Origin of the sequence: Olleya sp. UBA1516 (genome assembly GCF_002323495.1) — a bacterium.
In the GTDB taxonomy this organism is placed as follows: Bacteria; Bacteroidota; Bacteroidia; order Flavobacteriales; family Flavobacteriaceae; genus Olleya.
On sequence record NZ_DCQO01000006.1, the window covers coordinates 90,154 to 108,858 of the forward strand.

Annotated in this window: 19 protein-coding genes; all 19 read right to left on the reverse strand. The window is 31.5% G+C overall.

Annotation, left to right across the window (positions count from 1 at the left end):
* Positions 1–54: 54 nt before the first annotated feature.
* The 19 genes from B2989_RS02760 to B2989_RS02850 all read right to left on the reverse strand — a co-directional run bounded on the left by B2989_RS02760 (position 55) and on the right by B2989_RS02850 (position 18,696).
* On the reverse strand, positions 55–693 hold the full coding sequence (locus B2989_RS02760) for an MOSC domain-containing protein (protein WP_292943802.1): 639 nt from the start codon (positions 691–693) through the stop codon (positions 55–57).
* A 5-nt stretch (positions 694–698) separates the two neighbouring features.
* Complete coding sequence (locus B2989_RS02765; RefSeq protein WP_292943805.1) at positions 699–2,030, reverse strand: hypothetical protein; 1,332 nt, start codon at positions 2,028–2,030, stop codon at positions 699–701.
* A 48-nt stretch (positions 2,031–2,078) separates the two neighbouring features.
* Positions 2,079–3,032 carry a tRNA dihydrouridine synthase gene (locus B2989_RS02770; RefSeq protein WP_292943808.1) on the reverse strand — a complete coding sequence of 318 codons (954 nt, stop codon included), beginning with the start codon at positions 3,030–3,032 and terminating at the stop codon, positions 2,079–2,081.
* Positions 3,033–3,150: 118 nt separating this feature from the next.
* Positions 3,151–4,452: an MFS transporter gene (locus tag B2989_RS02775; protein WP_292943810.1), complete on the reverse strand. Its 1,302-nt coding sequence runs from the start codon at positions 4,450–4,452 to the stop codon at positions 3,151–3,153.
* Positions 4,453–4,456: 4 nt separating this feature from the next.
* A complete protein-coding gene (locus B2989_RS02780; protein WP_292943812.1) occupies positions 4,457–4,804 on the reverse strand; it encodes a hypothetical protein in 348 nt (115 codons plus the stop codon).
* Entirely contained in the window at positions 4,804–6,639 is a 1,836-nt protein-coding gene (locus B2989_RS02785; RefSeq protein ID WP_414692207.1) for a Xaa-Pro dipeptidyl-peptidase, read from the reverse strand. Before B2989_RS02785 ends, B2989_RS02780 begins: the two co-directional genes overlap by 1 nt.
* 380 nt (positions 6,640–7,019) lie before the next feature.
* Positions 7,020–7,583 (reverse strand): hypothetical protein, encoded by a 564-nt coding sequence (locus B2989_RS02790; RefSeq protein ID WP_292943815.1) that lies wholly within the window; start codon positions 7,581–7,583, stop codon positions 7,020–7,022.
* A 186-nt stretch (positions 7,584–7,769) separates the two neighbouring features.
* A complete protein-coding gene (locus B2989_RS02795; RefSeq protein ID WP_292943818.1) occupies positions 7,770–8,525 on the reverse strand; it encodes a T9SS type A sorting domain-containing protein in 756 nt (251 codons plus the stop codon).
* 176 nt (positions 8,526–8,701) lie between these two features.
* Positions 8,702–9,397 (reverse strand): hypothetical protein, encoded by a 696-nt coding sequence (locus tag B2989_RS02800; protein WP_292943821.1) that lies wholly within the window; start codon positions 9,395–9,397, stop codon positions 8,702–8,704.
* Between the two features lie 233 nt (positions 9,398–9,630).
* Positions 9,631–10,311, reverse strand: coding sequence for a DUF4468 domain-containing protein (locus B2989_RS02805; protein ID WP_292943824.1), 681 nt, complete (start codon positions 10,309–10,311; stop codon positions 9,631–9,633).
* A gap of 237 nt (positions 10,312–10,548) precedes the next feature.
* The gene (locus B2989_RS02810) at positions 10,549–11,439 is read right to left on the reverse strand and encodes a DUF6602 domain-containing protein (protein WP_292943827.1); all 891 of its coding nucleotides are present in this window, start codon (positions 11,437–11,439) and stop codon (positions 10,549–10,551) included.
* A 227-nt stretch (positions 11,440–11,666) separates the two neighbouring features.
* The gene (locus tag B2989_RS02815; RefSeq protein WP_292943830.1) at positions 11,667–12,644 is read right to left on the reverse strand and encodes a tetratricopeptide repeat protein; all 978 of its coding nucleotides are present in this window, start codon (positions 12,642–12,644) and stop codon (positions 11,667–11,669) included.
* Positions 12,645–12,648: 4 nt separating this feature from the next.
* A complete protein-coding gene (locus B2989_RS02820) occupies positions 12,649–13,083 on the reverse strand; it encodes a 4-fold beta flower protein (RefSeq protein WP_292943833.1) in 435 nt (144 codons plus the stop codon).
* Between the two features lie 238 nt (positions 13,084–13,321).
* Complete coding sequence (locus B2989_RS02825) at positions 13,322–13,714, reverse strand: hypothetical protein (RefSeq protein WP_292943836.1); 393 nt, start codon at positions 13,712–13,714, stop codon at positions 13,322–13,324.
* A 244-nt stretch (positions 13,715–13,958) separates the two neighbouring features.
* Positions 13,959–14,609 carry a hypothetical protein gene (locus B2989_RS02830; RefSeq protein ID WP_292943839.1) on the reverse strand — a complete coding sequence of 217 codons (651 nt, stop codon included), beginning with the start codon at positions 14,607–14,609 and terminating at the stop codon, positions 13,959–13,961.
* Positions 14,610–15,227 (reverse strand): SIMPL domain-containing protein, encoded by a 618-nt coding sequence (locus B2989_RS02835; protein ID WP_292943842.1) that lies wholly within the window; start codon positions 15,225–15,227, stop codon positions 14,610–14,612. It abuts the gene before it with no gap.
* Positions 15,228–15,503: 276 nt separating this feature from the next.
* Positions 15,504–15,857, reverse strand: coding sequence for a DUF6567 family protein (locus tag B2989_RS02840; RefSeq protein ID WP_292943845.1), 354 nt, complete (start codon positions 15,855–15,857; stop codon positions 15,504–15,506).
* Between the two features lie 164 nt (positions 15,858–16,021).
* The gene (locus B2989_RS02845; protein WP_292943848.1) at positions 16,022–18,259 is read right to left on the reverse strand and encodes a gliding motility-associated C-terminal domain-containing protein; all 2,238 of its coding nucleotides are present in this window, start codon (positions 18,257–18,259) and stop codon (positions 16,022–16,024) included.
* A gap of 251 nt (positions 18,260–18,510) precedes the next feature.
* Entirely contained in the window at positions 18,511–18,696 is a 186-nt protein-coding gene (locus B2989_RS02850) for a hypothetical protein (RefSeq protein ID WP_292943851.1), read from the reverse strand.
* Positions 18,697–18,705 lie beyond the last annotated feature (9 nt).

Consider the following 18,705-nt stretch of genomic DNA (forward strand, 5'->3'; position numbering starts at 1 on the left):
AAAAATAGATTGCAGCAAAGATAAGTTAATGTAGCTTATCGGTTTTGTGTTCTATTAGTTTTTTATAAAAGCAGCTAGTTTTTGACGTTTTTTAAGTGGAATTGCATCATTATGTACAATTAAAGCTAATTGAGATTGGTCTTTTTGTTTCGCAAAAAGCAAGGTGAATAATTGCGCTGTGGTTAAGCTCTTTGTTGCAGCTTGTACCAAAATCATTTTATCTCCAGGTTTTATCAAGCCTTCTTCTAAAACACGAACGTAAGTTCCTGGTCGTGCATGCTTAATAAATTGTTTAAGAATTGTTTGCGTACCAAAACGGATGCCTAATTTAAAACAAGGTTCTCTGGGTTGCGTGACTTGTACTAAAGCAGTGCCAATTTTGTAAATATCACCAACAGTTATTTTAGTTTCGTCTAGACCTTTAACGGTTAGATTTTCGCCAAAAATCCCAAAATTAAAATCTAAATTTGGATATAAGTTTTGCCAATAAGCATAATGGTCTTCCGAAAATAAATAACACGCTTTAAAAATGCCACCATGGTGTTTGCGATCAGAGACCTCGTCACCTTTAACGTCTTCTTTTTCTAGATATATGCCTGTAGGCGTTGGGTTTTTATAAATTCCTGTGGTTTGTGTTTTTCCATTCCAGACAATGGTTGTTGGTTTTGCTATGTTGGTAGACGTGATTTCCATAAACTTTAATTACTATTAAAATACCAAAAAGGGATATTTAAAAGTGTTGTTTTAATAAACGTACTATCCTTTTTAACCAGTCTATTTATAGTTAACACGTGTTTACCTTCTGTAATAGTTTTTAAAGATAAAACGGTTTCAAAACCCTGTTGGTTATTATTGTGTTTAGCATAAATAAAGTCAGGATTATCATAGTTTAAACTGTCTATTTTAAAACTATAAATATTAGATAGCGTATGCATGTAATCTGCTTTAAGACGGTCTCGACTGTTTTTTGCAATCATTTGATTGGTAGAGGTAAAAATATCCGATTTTAAGCCACGTTTATCCTGTTCTGGTTTAAGGGATTTATTGTACTCAAAAATAACGTCTTCAATGTCATTTTGGTATTCTAAAAATACAGGTAAATAGTTGGTGTTTATTATTTTAGAAGGAATAGAAGCATCTGAAATAAATACGCCTTTTTCTGTGATATTTTCGTCATAATTACTGGCATTAGCAGTAAAACTATTGGAGTCATCCACTGCTGAAAAATAGTTGGAACGATTATAATTATAGGAAGCTAATAGCATTATAACAAAATAAATAGGAATTAAAGTGAAACTTAGTCGTTTGCCAAAACGATTATCCAAAAAATTATGTACTAATGGACGATATAAAAACGACAACGTTAAATAGCTAAATACCCAATAAAACGGAAAGTAAATTTTAGCCAACCATTTGTTTTTTTTAAGATAGCCTTGTGTGATAAAATCTAAAAAAGTAAGCAGCATGCCTATAAGCACAAAAAATAGTAATATCAAGCCAATTGTAAATAACAAAACGTGGTGACTCTCGTGATTATGTAGAAACAGAAATGCAATTGTGACAATACTTCCAATAACAATAAATACGGATAGTATATAAAAAATCAGCAGGAATGACACTGCAAAAAGGATACTGCAATAATCCTCTAGTTTTGCGATATACTTATCAAAAGAACCTACTTTTTTACGTAAATAACGGTCAAATTTAGGTCTGTAATTTAATTTTTTATAGTCTATATCTCCTGAGACGTAACGTAATCCTAAGGCACCAATCCATAAGCCTCTTAGTATAACATGAAGTAATAATGTAAATAGTAAAATGGAACAAGAGATAAGCGCAATCATTAAGATTGTGGTTAAGTACGAGTTGCTTTCGTTTTGAGAAATATTAAAATATAATTCTAAGGGTTCAAAAGCTTGTGATAATCCGTAAATAGAAAACCCAGAAATAATTAATTCTAACTGCCAACTTTCTTGTTGTAGTTTGTCTAGCCAAGCTTTAAAAGCTTTGGATCTGTAATTATTTTGCATGGTATTACTCTGGTTGGTTTTTGTAAATATAGAGTAAATATTGAAAAACTACTTTTCGTTATTTAAAATAGTAGCAACTGCTTGTTTGTATTTTACAGGATTACTAGCTTTTTTAATGGCTTTATAAGTTTTTTGAGGATTAGAAAACGACTGCGAGAAAAATTCCCAAAAGCCTAACATTTTCATTTTTATTGGTGTTGGACCAGAAAGGTAGTCGTCGTACTGTTGGTAAATCGTATCATGAAACTGACTAAAAATCTCCCAACGGTCTTTAGGATATGTTGTGGTGTTATTTTTAATCATACTTGGTAAAAACGGGTCTGCAATTAGTCCACGACCAATCATAAAATGATCAATACTAGGGAAGCGTAAGCGTGCTTCCATAGTTTTAAAAGCGTCTACAGACGTAATATCACCATTGTAATATAACTTGTGTTTTGTACCAGTAATACAACGCTCAAACGCTTCCAAATCTACTGGTCCTTTATATAATTGCTTGCCAATTCTGGCATGTATTGCAATATTTTTAAGTGGATAACTATCTAGGATAGGGAAGGTGTCTAAAATTTCGGCAGCATGTTCATAACCCATTCTCATTTTCATGGAAACCGTTATGTCGCTCTCGTTATGTGCACGTTTTAAAATCTCGTCAATTTTTGTTGGATTACAAATTAACCCAGAACCCATTCCAGATTTAGTAACCATTGGATAAGGACAGCCTAAATTCCAGTTTAACTCTTTATAACCTAAACTTTGGACATAATCTACGACAAACATAAACTCGTCAGCATCATTTGTCATGACTTGCGGAATCACATTTAAAGTCGTGTTATTTTCCGGTTGTAAATCTAATTGATACGATTGCTTAATTTTTAGCTTTCCGTTAAGTCTAATATAAGGTGCGTAAAACGTATCGATACCACCAAAATAATGATGAAACGCGTTACGGAATCTAAAATCCGTAAAACCTTGTAAAGGAGAAGAGAGTAATGTAATTGACATTTAAATGTAAAACAGGTAATATTAATTAGGCAAATATACCTTCAATTAATTAGAATTTAGCGGTTTTAAAAAAACCTAAGAATAGAATTAAATTTTGACCTTTAAAAATCAGTTAAAATTACTCAACATCAGGTAGTTTGTAGCTTTTGTAAGCACCTAAAATCCCGAATAAAGATAAAATTAAAACCACACCTTCAATAGATATTGACGATACTAAAGCACTTAAACCACCAGTAAATAATAAAATTATACCAATAACAGTATTACTAACAGAAACGTAGTCTGTACGTTGGTTGCCTTTAGCCATATCTACAATGTAAGTTTTACGACCTAGTCGGACGCCTCCATGAGCAATTCCTAAAATAAAAAAAGCTACAGGATATAACCAAACTAGACTTCTAACAGTATCAAAATAGGTAATTATAAAAAATAAGATAATCCCTAAACCTGATGCAATTAATACAGCAATTGCCATCACATTTTTACTGGATTTGTCAGCTAGTTTTCCCCAAGTTGGCGAGCTTACAATGGATGCGATTCCTTTGGCTATAATAAACAATCCAAGCAAATAAACTTCCTTTCCAATGTATTTTTGCGCTAATAATATGTAGTAAGGTGCTGTTAAAGCAGAACATAATAATAGCGATCGTGCGATTACAAAATCTCTAAAATGCGCATCTTTTTTTAATAGTTTTAATTTTGAAATAAAAGACGTTTTGTCGTTGTCCGAAGCATTAGTATCTTCCGGAAACTCCTTAATTCTAGAATAAATTACAGCAGCAATTAACCACATTGCCGAAGCAAAAAAGATTAAATAGCTATAAAAGGTAATGGTTTGTTCGCTTTTAGATTGATATAAAATAAACAATCCAGCAGCAAGTACTAAGATTCCAGAAACAGATACAGTGTAACCTTTAAGTTTTCCACGTCTTGTTTTAGGAATGGTTTTTCCAGTCACATCTTTTGACGATAACGAGCAAATACTTCTGGACAAACTAAATATTATAACAGCGATTATAATTAGCCATCCAGCAGTAGTGCCTTCAAAATTTAAAGCTATAAAACCAATAGACGCAATTGCTAAAAATTGTAAAAAGGAACCAAAAACCCAAATCCACTTTCTAACAGGTTGCTTTTTGACATATTTTGATAAAAATACTTGCGGAACCATAGAGCCTGATTCTCTAATAGGTACAATTAAACTAATTAAATATACAGGCGCACTAACATAACTCATCAACCATGTTAAGACCGTTTTTGGATTGCTTAATGTGTCTCCTAATTTGGTAAACACACTACTAAAAATCAGTAAAAAATAGTTTTTTGGTACAGCGTCACAAGCTTGCTCAGTAATGTCTTTACAAACACGTTCTTCCGTTTCGTTGTTTAAAAAGCGATATAGTTTTTCGGTTATGGACAAAAGGTTACTTGCTAAATTGAATTAATAATAATACCACAATAGCTATAATTAAAAAGATAATTACCGTGTCTTTAAATTTGCTAGAGGTATCTGATATAATATGACCACTAGTTGTTTTAATAGGATCAGTATCTAAGGTTTCCATGTCTGGGAAATCTGTTAAAATCGTGTGTGGTCTTCCGTCGTAAAAATTAGGATTTTGTTCTAAATTTTCGACTATAATTTTACTTTCATATAGACCAACATCCAATTGTTCTCTAACGGTTTTAATAGCTTGAAGCTTTTTACCTTTAGATAATAAATTTAGGATGTTGGCCTTATTGATTTCAATACTGTTTATAACAATAGTCATTAGTATTCAGTTGCAGCTTTTAAAGCTTCTAAACCACCAACAACAGGTAATGTTAGTGTTGTTTTGTCTAAATCTACTGTTAACTCAGTACCAGGTTTTGGATGGATTGTAAAGTCTTTATCGCTAGAAAAGATAATTAATCCTATTTGCTGACCAGCTTTAATAATTTGATCATCTGGTTGTAATTTAAACGTTAAATCATAAAATTGACCAGGTTTTAAAGGTTCACTTTCTGTTAACGACTTATAGTTTTGAGGATCAGCCCAACCACGTGTAATAATATTATCGGTTAATACTTTGGCGTCGTCTGTATATGGTAACGAGACTAACCAAACCGATAAATTAGCAGCAGGTTTACTACTAGATAAGCTTATGCTAATAGTACTTTCTCCAGATAAGTGTAAATCTTGTTTTAAAGTTGGTGTTGCGTATAATAATCTGTGTGTCGAGTTTGATGCTTGCGCATGGTCTTTCCCAGAAATGGTAAAATCGTCTACTAACGTTTCTGTTTTTTGACGTTTGCTAGCTTTTGTAGTTAGCATTCCCATTTGGTTACCACCTTTATTTAAAAATAAAGTCACGTCTTTAGCCTCTGGATTTGGATAAGCATCATAAGCAGTTGGTTGATCACGTTTATCGTTTTCTCTAACAATCCAAGCTTGTTTATCGTTTTCTACACCATTTTCTACACCATGTAAATAGCGCGTAAACCAACGGTTCATCATAGTCATTGGTGGTGGTCCACCATGTCCATTTTGGTGGTAGTAAATTTGGGTTGGTAATCCCATTGCTTTAGCCTTTTGGTAAATACGGTTACTATGTTCTGGCATCACATTCCAGTCGTTAAAACCATGAGACATTAATAATGCAGCTTTCATACCATCCATTTGGTTTAGGTAATCACGATCATTCCAGAAGTCGTTTAAATCTCCTGTTTTTCTGTCCATTCCGTTAGCCATTTCGGTATCTCTAACCGTTTTGTTGTTGTAAGGACGTTTGCTCTCGTCACCACTATGTATAAAATCGTATAGTACATCAATATCTTCACCTAAATAACCTCCAGGATGACGCACTAAACCGTTAGATCTGTAGTAGTGATATGATGAGGTATTAGGTGCAATTGGGATAATAGCCTCTAAACCTTCCACTCCAGTTGTCGCAGCAGCTAAAGGTAATGTACCATTGTACGACGTCCCTGTCATACCAACTTTTCCTGTTGACCAGAAGGCTTTAACCTCTTCATCACCATCAGGTGTTGTGTATCCTTTAACACGACCATTTAACCAGTCAATAACTGCTTTAGGTGCTAACGCTTCGTTTGGTCCACCAACGGTTGGACTACCTTGTGATAATCCTGTACCTGGAGACGACGAGTGTACAACAATATAACCACGAGGTACCCATTTAGAGATATGCGAATTTGATATAATTGGACGCTCTCCTAAACGTTTTACCTCAGGATGTGCACGCTCTTGTGTTGGTAACTCACCTAACTCATGCTCTACATTCCACATAATACCAGGAACATCTGGTGCAACTCCAGCAAAATAAGGACTAGTTACATAAATTACAGGTAATTTTAAACCTTCAGTATCTGTTTGTTTTGGTCTAGTTACAGATACGTGTACACGATCTAAGGTGTCGTCTCCATCTGTATTAAATGTAGTTTGTACCCAAAGGTCATGTCTTATGTAATCTTTGTAGTTGCTAAATCCTTCGACAATTTGCGCTTCTCCATTTTCAAAAACAGGAACCGTTTTGTCTTGTGCAAAACCCATTGTAGCCACTAAAAATAGTGCTGCAAAAAGCCTTGACGTCATGCTTAATGTTGTCATAATAACTGGTTGTAAAGTTTGTTGGTTACAAGTTAGTTATTTTTTATAACACCTAAAGCGCTTAAATGTTAAGGGAATTGTAAATGTTTTAAAGCTGAATTTTGGGTGTTTGTAATAGTGGAATGTTATAAAACCCAATGCTATCCTAAGGTTTTAGCATCTTTTTTTTGACTCTAGATTGAATGTCTTTAAAAATTAAATAACTTAACACGCTAAGTATAACTACTAATCCAATGGATTTATAAGTGTTATCTTTTTTAGGGAATCCATTTATGGCTAAATCAATTAAGGTTGCTAAAACAAGGACTATGTATAGTACTAATCTTGGAGTGGTGCGTTTTATATTGGTTAACTTTTTAATGCTGAGTAGTATTGCACTTTTAATTATTAAGCGGAAAGGTCACACCAACAGCAATTGCGCCAGCAAATTGTTTAACCGAAGGTTGAAAAAAATAGGTAAAGCCTAAATCTACATTGTTGTTTTTTCCTAGTTCTAAACCAAACGCTAACGGAATATGATAAATAATACCACCTTTGTCTACAAAATCAAAAGCAGTTAAGGTTTTAAAAGATCCTATGGATGTTCCGATACCTAGCTCTAGATAAGGCGCAACCCACGGAATTGGTGCACGTAATCTGGCTTTACCACCAAGTAAAAGTGCTTTAGTTTCGGAAACCTCAAAGGTAGGATTGTTGTTTAAATCCTTACCATTAGAGTTTGTAATCATTAAACCAGCGTAAGGTCTTAGCTCTAACCAAGATTTTACTTTAAGTACTAATTCTGTTTGTGCAAAAACACCTTTATCTGCTACGTCTGTAATACTGTTATAAGGTGCAGAAATACCATAACCTAATTGTACATTTAATGATTTGTCTTTGGTTATCTGTGCTTGAGTAACCATTGCAGTTAATACAAGTAGCACTAAGGTAAAGGTGTTTTTCATTTTTGGATTGGGTGGTTTTTTATTATTGTTTTTGCTAATAAAAAATAGATTGACGCAGCGTATTTGGTGATTTATTGTGTGGTTGAGCAACCAATTTAGTAAATACAAACTATACAGAAATTTGAGTGGATTTAAGTAAGACATTTATAAATCACAATAAATTATACATGGCGTTGTCCTATGTTATTATTCCTTTATAAATTTTAATGTATTTCCGTTCTCAAATCTTAAGAAATATAATCCATTTTTAAAGTTGCTTATATCAATCTTTTCGTCATTTATTATTTTACCCTTAACAACTTCTTGTCCTAAGGTGTTTAAAATGCTAAATGTTTCAATTTTTTCTAAATTAGAAATAATTATAAAATCGCTAGAAGGATTTGGAAATAATTGTATGTTTTTATTTTCAACAAAATCATCTAAAGATAGTGTAGAATTTGAAATTGAAACTTCAAAAATAAAATTAATTGTCGCAAATTCTACGCCATCTTGAAAGGCGCTTCCACCTGTATAACCACCACTAAAATCAGCTAAAACATTCATTGCGTTATCAACAGTAAATTCAAAAGTATATTGATTGTTTTGTGTTAACGCTAAAGTATTAGTTATGTTAATTCTAATTGGGTCTCCAATATTATTTATAGTGATTGAAGGGTGGGATTGGGAGTAAATAGGTGTGCCACTAACAGAATTTCCACTATACACATTGAGTGTTCCAGCAGAAACCGTACCTGTTTCATTTGAAACAAATTGAACATATTCTAAGTCTCCATCGCATTCAGAAGTAAAACCTTGTCCCCAAAGAAACGAAGCTCCAGCGCTTGATTCAACATCAGATCCGTTACCAATATCGCTTATTTGACATTGAGAAATAGCTGTTTGTGATAAAAATAAAACACTAATTATTAGATAGATTTTGATTGTTTTGTAAAGTTGTTTCATAGATTAAATTATATTTATTATTTGGGTTTAATGTTTGCTAGCGACGGTCTTGTGTTCGCTTAGTTGCGTTTTTCAGCAGCGAATGTAGTAATTACAAAACGAATAAAAAAATCGTGAGGATTTATGGAAGTAAGTAATGAGATGCACTTGATAATACAGGTAGTTTTACAACGTTTTTATTTTTCAAAATAATTTAAAACTTTGTATTCAATTGTTGTGTTTGTGGCATTAATAATTTCAATGCGCATGCCACGAAAACCAATAATTTTATTCTCTGATAAATCATACTGCACTTCTTGCTTAAAAGAAGGTCTTGCATAATCATTTATGTATTCTCGATAAATAAATTTAAGTGCATTACCAACACGACCATTATAAATGAATTCTTCTTTAAAGTAATCTTTATGCTTTGTTCTTACTTTAATGTGATTGTAGTCTATTTGTTCTTTTGGTTTTATTAAGGTTAGTTCATTATAATTAGTTCCGGTTGAGTAAATGCCATCAATAATGCTTTTAAAGTAAATCAATGGATTTTCCCCATTTCTAGGAATAGCAACGCCAAATTCTGAATTAGAAGCACTACTATAAAAATCATAATCTCTGGTATTATACTGCATGATAAAGATTGTACCTTTTTCAATTACTTTTAAAACGCCATCAGGTTTAATATTAAATGTTTTTACTATTTCAATAGCATCATTTTGAAACCCTTTTTCTCTATAAGCAACAAAGCTTCCAATTTCTGAGCTTTTAATTTTATTTAATTCTGGCAGCAGTTTTGTATACGTTTCAGGTGCGACGATATTTTTTTTAACTCCAGCACATGATATAAACATCATTGAAAAAAAGAAAAGTAATAATCTTGTATTCATATTATATTTTAAAAGTATCACAACGTGATTGTATTATGGTCTTTTATGTGTTTGAGAATGTAATTTAATAAATTAAAACCTGATATAAAATAGGTGAGTGTATATGGAAGTAGGCTAGAGTATTTTAGATTTTGGTATAAGGTAATTTTTTTAACTTATTTAGAGTAAAATAAGCCATACAACCCATAATACTTAATATACAGTGTTTAATTTTTCTACTGAAACGGTATTGCTTACCAACCGTCTTTTTTGTCTGATATAACAGAAGATTTAATAGATTCCAATTTTAAATAAATATCCGCTTTTATTTTTTCGTTCATTTCTTCAAACATAAATTTGTTTTGCTCTAGGATTAACTTTTTTTTCTTTTTACCTGCTAATTGCCCTTTTAGGACTTTTGCGATTTGTTCATTATAGGCTAATAGAGCTTTTGCACTTGTACCTTTTAGGCTAACACAATTAGAAAATAAATTATAAAATTTAGCGTTATCAAAAGTCCAATAGCATTTAGGTAAGAAGGAGTTGTCTTTATCAATTTCTAGCATAGTAAATTTTACACGAAACTTATTGTCTTTTATGTTAATTTCAATCATATGCCTAAATGATAGATTTAGTTTATGTGGTACGTAACCATTTGGCTTATATGGAATTTCCGATTCATAATAAAGCGTATTAATACCTTTTACGATTATGTCTCCAGATTCTTTGTCATCCAGCTGAATAACATTGTTTGCTGAATTATAATTTATAGAAATCCATTTATTAACTGAAGAAAATAATTCTGATTTATCTCTACCATCAATTTCAAATATTTTAATTACCGTGTTTTGGTCAACTTCATATTCTTGTGAATACGATTGAGACGAAATTATTGTTAACACTATAATTCCGAAAAGTACTTTAATGTTTTTCATACTGTTCTATATTTCCTTAATGGACATTTTTAATTAGATGGTTGGTTATTAGTGTTTACTACCTATATCGTTTTGACAGCATATTAACTTATTAAATCTAGCTGTATGACGACTTTTATATTTAGTTGCTTAAAAATTTTGTCATCGAATACAAAAACAAATTTTCGATAGAAAATCCGGAGGATTTTTATAAGTAGGCAAAAACTAGTAATAAATTATATATGGTATTGTGTATAGTTATTTCTTTTTATTAGCTAATTCAATTAATTTTTTTTCTAATTCAGGATTTTTTTCTAAATCCATTTTACTCTCGTCTAAAAGGTATAACTGTCTTGTTTCATTCATATTTTCCAATGTAAGATATTTTTTTATAAAAAAATCAGAGATTGGTATATCTGGTTTTTGAAAGTTCAAGACAATAATTAAAAAAAGTAACAAATTAACATGTTTTTCGTTCGAAGAAAAATGTAAAAAAACAGCCTCATTAAAAACTAACTTTTGAGAGTCGCTTAGTAACTTAAAGAATCTATGGTCCTTAAAACTAGGACAATAAAAAAGAGCTCCTTTATCCATTGAGAAAATTAAATCAGGAAGTTCATCCGGCTTCAATTGTTTGTCCAATACTTTCTCTCTTATTGTGCCTACGACTTTGTCAAAATCAGATGAGTATTTGGAAAATATTACGGAAGGAATACTATCAAAGCTTTTTGGTTTGCCTCTACCAGATATTTTTGTAATTTGTCGATTGAGTTTTTTGATAGATTGAATTTGTTTTAAACCACGACTAAACTCTGATTTTTCAGTTAACGAAGTTATATCTGGTTTTACCTCAATAGCACAAAAAACTCCTTCAGCTAATATTATTTCTCTTTTTGGTGTTATTAAATTCGGGTGATTTGGTGAAAGCACAACACAATCTATATTTGCACTTTCGTTATCTAAAGAGTAAATTTTTCCTTTTTTAACACGATAGTCAGATGTTAAATAACTTAGAATGAAGTCATTTACAGAAATTTCTTTAGAATCTCCAGTATTTGTTCTATCACCTTTGAAAACTTCAACAGTTGGTTCATAAATTATCTCTATAGCTTTTAAGTTCTCTAATATGCTTCCAATTACTGCATTCATGAGTTCGTTTTAATGATTTAGAACGGTTTTGTATGTGTTTCCAAACGTGTAAATTAATGATTAATTTCTGGTTGAGCACAAGCCCTATTTTTAAATTTTACTATTTAGCTATTTTATTGGAAATCGTTAAAATCTAAAAATTTGAAGACTTCCTAAAAATGCCCGAACTTTTGTTGTAGCTAAGACTTGCGCTATTTTTTATATACGTTGTTAGCACACGTACTTTATTAGTTACAATTTTCGGAAATCTGCTTATATGCTTTGCTTTCGCCAAGTTCTCCAGCCTTTGAAAAATCAGAACACGCTTTTGATTTTTTTTCAAGTTTTAAATTGGCTAAAGCTCTGAAGTAATATGAATTTGCATTTTTTTGTATTTTAATAGCTTTATCCATATCCTTAATGCTTTTCTCATATTCTCCAATATGATAATACAATTCTCCACGAGTGTCCCAAATATAAGCCTCTGATTTGTCCAATTCTAATGCCTTTGTAACGAAAGGAAGTGCTTTTTCATATTCTTTAAGAACTACTAAACAATATGCTTTATTATTATATACTGTTGACATTTTGTAAACTCTTGGTTTTGCGGATTTTTCAAGTTCTATAATTCTATCATAATCATTTATTGCACCATATATATCATTTAGTTTGCTTTTGCACATTGCTCTTAAAAATAAAACATCTGTATTATTTTCGTCTTTTTCAAGATGTTTTGTGTAATTGAAGATCGCATCAGCAAATTCCTTGTTTTGTTGAAGTTGAAAGCCTTTTTCTGCATAATTAACTTCTACATTATTGTTTTGATTATTAGATGAATTTGATTGACTTTTATTATTGTTTTGATTTACCCAAACGTTGTAATCAGATATTATTTCTAGGATAGCATTTTCAGTCTGTTTCAGATATTTTGTTGCTCTTGCCAAATCTCCATCTTCTATATCTGTCAAATCTTTATATTCTTTGTCAAGTCTCGTTAAGAAACTTTGTTCAGATATTTGTGGTTTTAACTCCAAAATCCATTTTTTCATATCGTAAAGATATTTTTGGTTTTGGTTGTATCGTTTTTGCAATGTCATTGCAACATTTGAAATTTCACTTGAAGACATTGGTTGATACCTTGAAGTTGTAACTTTTGTATATCTGTTAACTTGTGAATTACTTGCGATTGATACTAAAAGAAAAACAATAAATAGAATTTTTTTCATAATCTTAATTTTTGCCAGAATATAAGAATTCGGTAAAAGGTTCCGAACTCCAACTATTACTGAATATTGGTTTAATTGGTGTTATAGGCGTTATTGGTCTTATTGGTGATATCTCTTGTATGCTTTTTATTGGTTCAATATTCGTAACCATGTTTGTTGCTCCATCTCTTGCACCTACAGCATTTCCGTTTTTATCTCGTACAATTCCGTCTTCGTACCAACCTAAAAAAATCCCATTAAATCCGAAAATACACATATCACTTCCGTCATTTTCTAAAAAGGCAACTGCTTTTCCATTCCATAAATATATAGTTTCATCATCATCGTAATCAATATATGCTCTCGCATTTCCTTGACTATCAAATAAGGTTGTTTCTTGAGCAGTCATCGTTAAAGCAATAAGTAGGAATAAAGTCAGTAGTATTAATTTTTTACTCATAGTTTGTCTTGTATGTGTGCTGTCGGTTTTGTGTATGATTAGAGGCGTGTTTAAGCACCTGAGTTAGCAAATAAATACCAAATAGAAAATCCGCGAGGATTTTCGTAAGTAGGCGATAACTAGCCATTAATTATACACATTGTTTCCACACGTTATTAATTCAGATTATTAATTATAAATATAAATATTATGAAATTATTTAGATCAGATATTCAAGAAATCAAATTTTACATTATTGTTATAATAGTGTCATTAACCATTCGATTAATTCTTTCAACACTAAAACTATTCCTATGAAAGCTCCTATTCTAGCGAAATATTTCGTTTTAGGGAATTCCTTTAATGTTTGTTTAGCTAAAGACAAATCCGTTTTTAATTTTTCAAACTCTAATTTTTCTTTTAGTTCTAAATCTTCAAAAGAAGTAAATTCAAACCCTTTTTTAGATAAAGAAAATAATTCCCCGTTTACCTTTATTAAATCATATTCCTCTTTTAATGTTCTTAAAACAAATGTTCTTTCAATTGGGTCAATATCGAATGAATTTAACAATTTACTCTTAAAAACTTTATTACCATTATCCTTTATAAAAAAGATTATTTCAGACGCTATTTTCTTTTGTTCATCATTCATACGTAAGAGTGATTTTAAATGTGTGGCAACAATAGAAAAGACTACCAAAGGAGTTTATTCCTATTTGTTATCCTTTTATTTTTAAAAAGGCTAGCCAAAGCTAGGTTATTTTTTACAACTATAATATACGTACAACTACGTAAATTTATTTGTCAGAAGCAAAGTTATAACACTTGTTTCATTATAATTTACGGTAAACCGTAAACTAAAAATAAAAGCATAAATAATTTGTTGTAAATGGTTGTTATGTTTTTGTTAGTCTGTATGTTACCCATATATTATAGCCTCCAGATTTTGAGGGACTATTACTTTTAGTGTCATAGGTTACGTCTCTGTTACTTAATAACTCAAGAAACTTTAACATCCTTTGTCCTTTACTACTATCAAAATCAATGGTGTCATATATTGGGTTTGCATAGGTGGTTTCGTCATCAATATTTAGAATAGTTTCAATTTTGTATCCTAAATGATTGGCTAATATTTTTGCTTGTGTATTGGCATTTTTTAGTGCCAAAACAGCATGGTCATCCTCGTTTTTAAATTGGTGTTCTGGCATTTTAAAATAGACTTTGTAAACATTAATTTGCAATGCACTACACCAAACCAATACGTTGTCAAATGTATTTAGGTCTTGATTTTCAAACTTGTAATGGGTTATTTGTTGGTTTTTTGACGTGGCCACTTTAACGACTGTGTTGTCCAATCCATTAGCGGTTAGCGAGTCTTTTAAAGCTTCTATTTTTGTGATATCATGTTGTTGGACAGATAGTAACACTACGTTGCTTTCAGCATATTCAGTATAGTTGGATTGTCCTAAAATGCGTAAGGTTATACTTTGCGCTTGACTGTAATGGGCAAAAGTTATAAACCATAGGATTAGTATATATAACTTCATTTAATCAACTAGTTTAAAGGTAATTGCTATTCTGTACGATTTTGTGATTTCGTTTTTCTTGCTTTCTACACTATCGGTTCCAAAGGAAGATTCCTTGACTTCGATATTAAGAATTTTTCCAATGGTCATATTTATCTCGTCACCAATTGTTTTTGCTTTTCGCTTAGCATCGTTAATGGCTAGTAGGCTTAATTCTGTTTCTAGGTCTTCATCAGAAGTATCATACAAGTATTTAATGTCAGTTATTTTTACACCATCTACTGTTATGTTTGCGATATCTTCTAGGGTGTTAATGTCTGTTGTAAAATAATAACTTTTACTGGTGGCTCTAGAGTAGTTTTTACTTTGAATGATTACTTCAAGATCACTTTCTGCGATTCCATATTTTGAAAGCTCTGCAATGGTAGTATTATATACGTCTTCAAACGCGATGTCCTTTGAGTCTTCTTTGTATTTAGTTGCTTTTTGTTCGGTAATCGTTAATTGTACTTTGGCTTTATTTGCAGTTAGTTCTTTTTTTGCGTTTCCGATAATACGAATGAATCTTTCAGTAGATTGACCATAAATGGTTGTAGAAAAAATTAAGGTTACAAGTAAAATTTGAAGTGTTTTTTTCATAATTGTTTATGCTTTGGGTTGTTTTTTTATTGAAGCGATTGTGTGGTTATTTTACTAATTAATAGTTGTGCATTTTAATGTTTAAAATCATTCGGTAGTCCAATGTAGTTCTTTTAATTTAATTAATCTATACCTATTACTCCGTAAATTTATTTGTCAAAAGCTAAGTTAGCTTACTGGCTTCATTGTTTTTTACGGTAAACCGTAAACTAAAATTAGAGCATAAAAAAACCACCTTAAAAAGGTGGTTTTGGTGTTATAAAACAAATTCAGGTTTTATCTAAACTCGATAATTTCGGCAGACATTGTAGCGTTAATTCTTTTTTTAGTTTCAATAATATCTATAGATACGTTTACTAAAGTTCTGCTACCTATTAAGCTTACTCCTGCAGCTTTAGCGTTTTCTAGTAATTTTGCTTTTGCTTGAGAGATGATCCCTTCTTTATTGGTAATGTTACCTGTTACAATTTTTGTGGTTGCACTTCCTGTAAAGCTACCTAATACTGTAAAGTTATTGCTTGTTAAAACCGTTTGCGTTTGGTTTAGTTGGTTGTATCCTCCAGAATGTAAACTTGATCTACATGATGAGAATAATGCAAGGATTGAAAGCGATAAAATAATTTTTTTCATTTAAATTGTTGTTTGGTTATACTTGGGTTTATAATTTTTTGGTCTAATCATGCTAAATTATAGCTAACCTTTGGTTTTATTTTACGGTAATCCGTAATGTTAATATAAAAGCATAAAAAACACCACTTTAAAAAGTGGTGTTTAATTTCCGCGAAAGCGTTATTTTATCTAGCTAAATATACCCAACCAGTTAATGGCTTAGGATCTGTTTTGGTTTTTATAACGTAGTAATATGTTCCGGTTGGCAGCTCTTGTCCAGAGTTAGACTGTCCATTCCACTCTTTAGCGTAATTGGCTTTACTGTACACTTCGGTTCCGTATCTGTTATAAATTATGATGTTGTCTACTTCTAGGTAGCTAATATCAAAAAAGTCGTTAAGTGTATCGTCATTAGGAGATATACCTTGTGGTATGTTACAGTTATTAGCTTTTACAAACGTGATGGTTTGATTTTTTGTACAGTTACCAATGGTGATTTGCACGTTATATATGCCAAAGCTATTAACATTAATTGCTGCTGTAGTCTCACCAGAATCCCATAAATACGTCGCGTTAGTGATACCAATATCTGCATTAATATTGTAATTATTTGGTAAACAGTCTTCGATAGTTTTAGCGTCTAAAAATGGGAATTCAAAAATGGATAGGTTTACTGTTGTAATGTCGTAACAGCCAATACCATTTGTGTTTTCTACTTTAATATATAGTGTTGTTGTTTGGTCTAATTGGTAATTGTTTGATAAGGCGTTTTGTCCTGCAATTGCATCAGCTTCTGAGGTGTGATAAGTTACCACTAAGTCTGTACTATTTTGTGTGCCAAGTACTGTAGTATTAAACTGATTTAAATTGATTAGACTTGGGTCGTTTTCGCAATTAATAAAATCTGGTACTGGATTAGCAATAGGTTTAACATCTACAATAAGATTTACGGTCGTTATTGCAAAACAGTCTGTATTACTAGTGTTAAATACCTTAGCGTAAATTATTTGATTGGCTGATGTGGTGGTATAATTATTTGGTAATGGATTATTATCACCAATAGCGTCTAAATTAGTTAAATAGTAAACGACAGTAAAGGTCGTTGCAGATTGTCCTGCTAACACCTCATTATCGATGTTTGATAAATCAAAAGTTGCAATACCATCGTTAGTGTCGTCGTCACAAACTATAAAATCAGACACTGGATTAGCAATAGGTTGTGCATCCACAATTAGCTTAAAGTCTGTAATGCTATAACAATCTGGATTATTTGTATTGTAAATTCTTGCAAATATATCTTGGTTATTAGAGGTGTTAAAGTAATTGGTACTTAATGCATTTTGATTGTTGTCTGCATCTGTAAAATTTGCAAAATAGTTAATTGTAAAGTCTGCTGCAGATTGCGATCCTAATATAAAGACGTCTCTTGTGGTTAAGTCAAACAGTTCTGTTTGGTCATTGGACAAGTCATCACAAAGAATGTAATCTGGTATTGGGTTAGCAACTGGGATGTCGCTTATTGTTATGGTGTTAGTGGTTGTAACGACCTCACCATTGCTAGTTAACGTTAAGGTTATAACGTAATCTCCAAGTGCAGGAAAGGTATGTGTTGGGTTTAAATCTGACGATGTTGGGCTACCATCACCAAAATCCCATAATGCTGAGGTAATTGGATCTGATGTTGTTAAAGTGAATTGTGTAGTGTCTCCAATACAGGTGTTAAAGACATCGTAATCTGCATCAATACATATTAAACTGTCTGTTAGTAAATCAATTTGCGTACTGTTTAACTGAAAGTTTGAACCTTCTATCAAAACACCAGCGCCTTGTTGAATACCATCTGCAGTTCCTGGATTAAAACTACTAGTGACACGATAGGTAGATATTGGTATACCACCTAAACTGTTACTTAAGTCTGTTAGATAATCATATCCACAAGACAACGCTGGGACGTTACAACTACTACAATTTGTTAATACTGAAGAGCAACCCGAATCAATTAATGCATCCGTAAATATGAATATGGATGTTGTATTATCAAATGCACCACCAGTGGTAAATAAACCATCATTAATCATGGTGTTTATCGAGTTTGGTAACACGTCTTGTATTAAATTATTACCTCCAGGATTATCAGGTATACTGATGGTTGGATTTACTGTAAAAGGGTAGGATAGGTAGTAACTTGGTTGAGAGGTTGATGAGGCATCAGGTTGTCCGTATTGCACTAAACCAATTTCGGCTAATGGATTTTGACTAAATATTTGATTAGATAATTGCTGAATTGAGGCTTCCATGTCTTGACGTTCTGAAAAAGAAACAGAGCCTGAATCATCCACAATAAATAGTACTTTGTTGTTACATTGTGAATAGCTGAAAGAGATACATACAGTGAAAATTAGAAAACTGAGAAGTGATTTCATTTAGATTAATTAAGCGATTATGGTTTATATAATTGGTTAGCGTTTGGTATAAAATCGTGGTTAGTAAAAGCGATTTTAGTTAGGATTTTATACATGTAACAAATCTACACTTTTTTATTAACTAGCAAAATCCTATGTTTTTTTTGAACTATAACATATTGGTTATTAATATCTATTGTTGTTGGGTTGTGTATTATACTAAAAAAAACCACCTGTTTTAGGTGGTTTTTGATTTCCGCGAAAGCGATAATTTAATTTTTAATAGCGTCTTTTTTGTACAGCTTATAAAATAGTGTTGGTAAAAATCCAAAATTAAATAGCAAGAAGCCTACAAATATTAGGATGCCTGCATAAGGCCAATGCATAATTTTAAATAATGATGCTGTACTAAGTGTAAATAAGGCTAAAAAGCCTAAAACATAAACTGATTTTTTCATTTTGATTGA

Bases quoted from the DNA above. Each gene is read 5' to 3' on its own strand.
- B2989_RS02760 (WP_292943802.1), bottom strand. From the start codon at position 693: ATGGAAATCACGTCTACCAACATAGCAAAACCAACAACCATTGTCTGG.
- B2989_RS02765 (WP_292943805.1), bottom strand. From the start codon at position 2,030: ATGCAAAATAATTACAGATCCAAAGCTTTTAAAGCTTGGCTAGACAAA.
- B2989_RS02770 (WP_292943808.1), bottom strand. From the start codon at position 3,032: ATGTCAATTACATTACTCTCTTCTCCTTTACAAGGTTTTACGGATTTT.
- B2989_RS02780 (WP_292943812.1), bottom strand. From the start codon at position 4,804: ATGACTATTGTTATAAACAGTATTGAAATCAATAAGGCCAACATCCTA.
- B2989_RS02785 (WP_414692207.1), bottom strand. From the start codon at position 6,639: ATGACAACATTAAGCATGACGTCAAGGCTTTTTGCAGCACTATTTTTA.
- B2989_RS02790 (WP_292943815.1), bottom strand. From the start codon at position 7,583: ATGAAAAACACCTTTACCTTAGTGCTACTTGTATTAACTGCAATGGTT.
- B2989_RS02795 (WP_292943818.1), bottom strand. From the start codon at position 8,525: ATGAAACAACTTTACAAAACAATCAAAATCTATCTAATAATTAGTGTT.
- B2989_RS02800 (WP_292943821.1), bottom strand. From the start codon at position 9,397: ATGAATACAAGATTATTACTTTTCTTTTTTTCAATGATGTTTATATCA.
- B2989_RS02805 (WP_292943824.1), bottom strand. From the start codon at position 10,311: ATGAAAAACATTAAAGTACTTTTCGGAATTATAGTGTTAACAATAATT.
- B2989_RS02810 (WP_292943827.1), bottom strand. From the start codon at position 11,439: ATGAATGCAGTAATTGGAAGCATATTAGAGAACTTAAAAGCTATAGAG.
- B2989_RS02815 (WP_292943830.1), bottom strand. From the start codon at position 12,644: ATGAAAAAAATTCTATTTATTGTTTTTCTTTTAGTATCAATCGCAAGT.
- B2989_RS02820 (WP_292943833.1), bottom strand. From the start codon at position 13,083: ATGAGTAAAAAATTAATACTACTGACTTTATTCCTACTTATTGCTTTA.
- B2989_RS02825 (WP_292943836.1), bottom strand. From the start codon at position 13,714: ATGAATGATGAACAAAAGAAAATAGCGTCTGAAATAATCTTTTTTATA.
- B2989_RS02830 (WP_292943839.1), bottom strand. From the start codon at position 14,609: ATGAAGTTATATATACTAATCCTATGGTTTATAACTTTTGCCCATTAC.
- B2989_RS02835 (WP_292943842.1), bottom strand. From the start codon at position 15,227: ATGAAAAAAACACTTCAAATTTTACTTGTAACCTTAATTTTTTCTACA.
- B2989_RS02840 (WP_292943845.1), bottom strand. From the start codon at position 15,857: ATGAAAAAAATTATTTTATCGCTTTCAATCCTTGCATTATTCTCATCA.
- B2989_RS02845 (WP_292943848.1), bottom strand. From the start codon at position 18,259: ATGAAATCACTTCTCAGTTTTCTAATTTTCACTGTATGTATCTCTTTC.
- B2989_RS02850 (WP_292943851.1), bottom strand. From the start codon at position 18,696: ATGAAAAAATCAGTTTATGTTTTAGGCTTTTTAGCCTTATTTACACTT.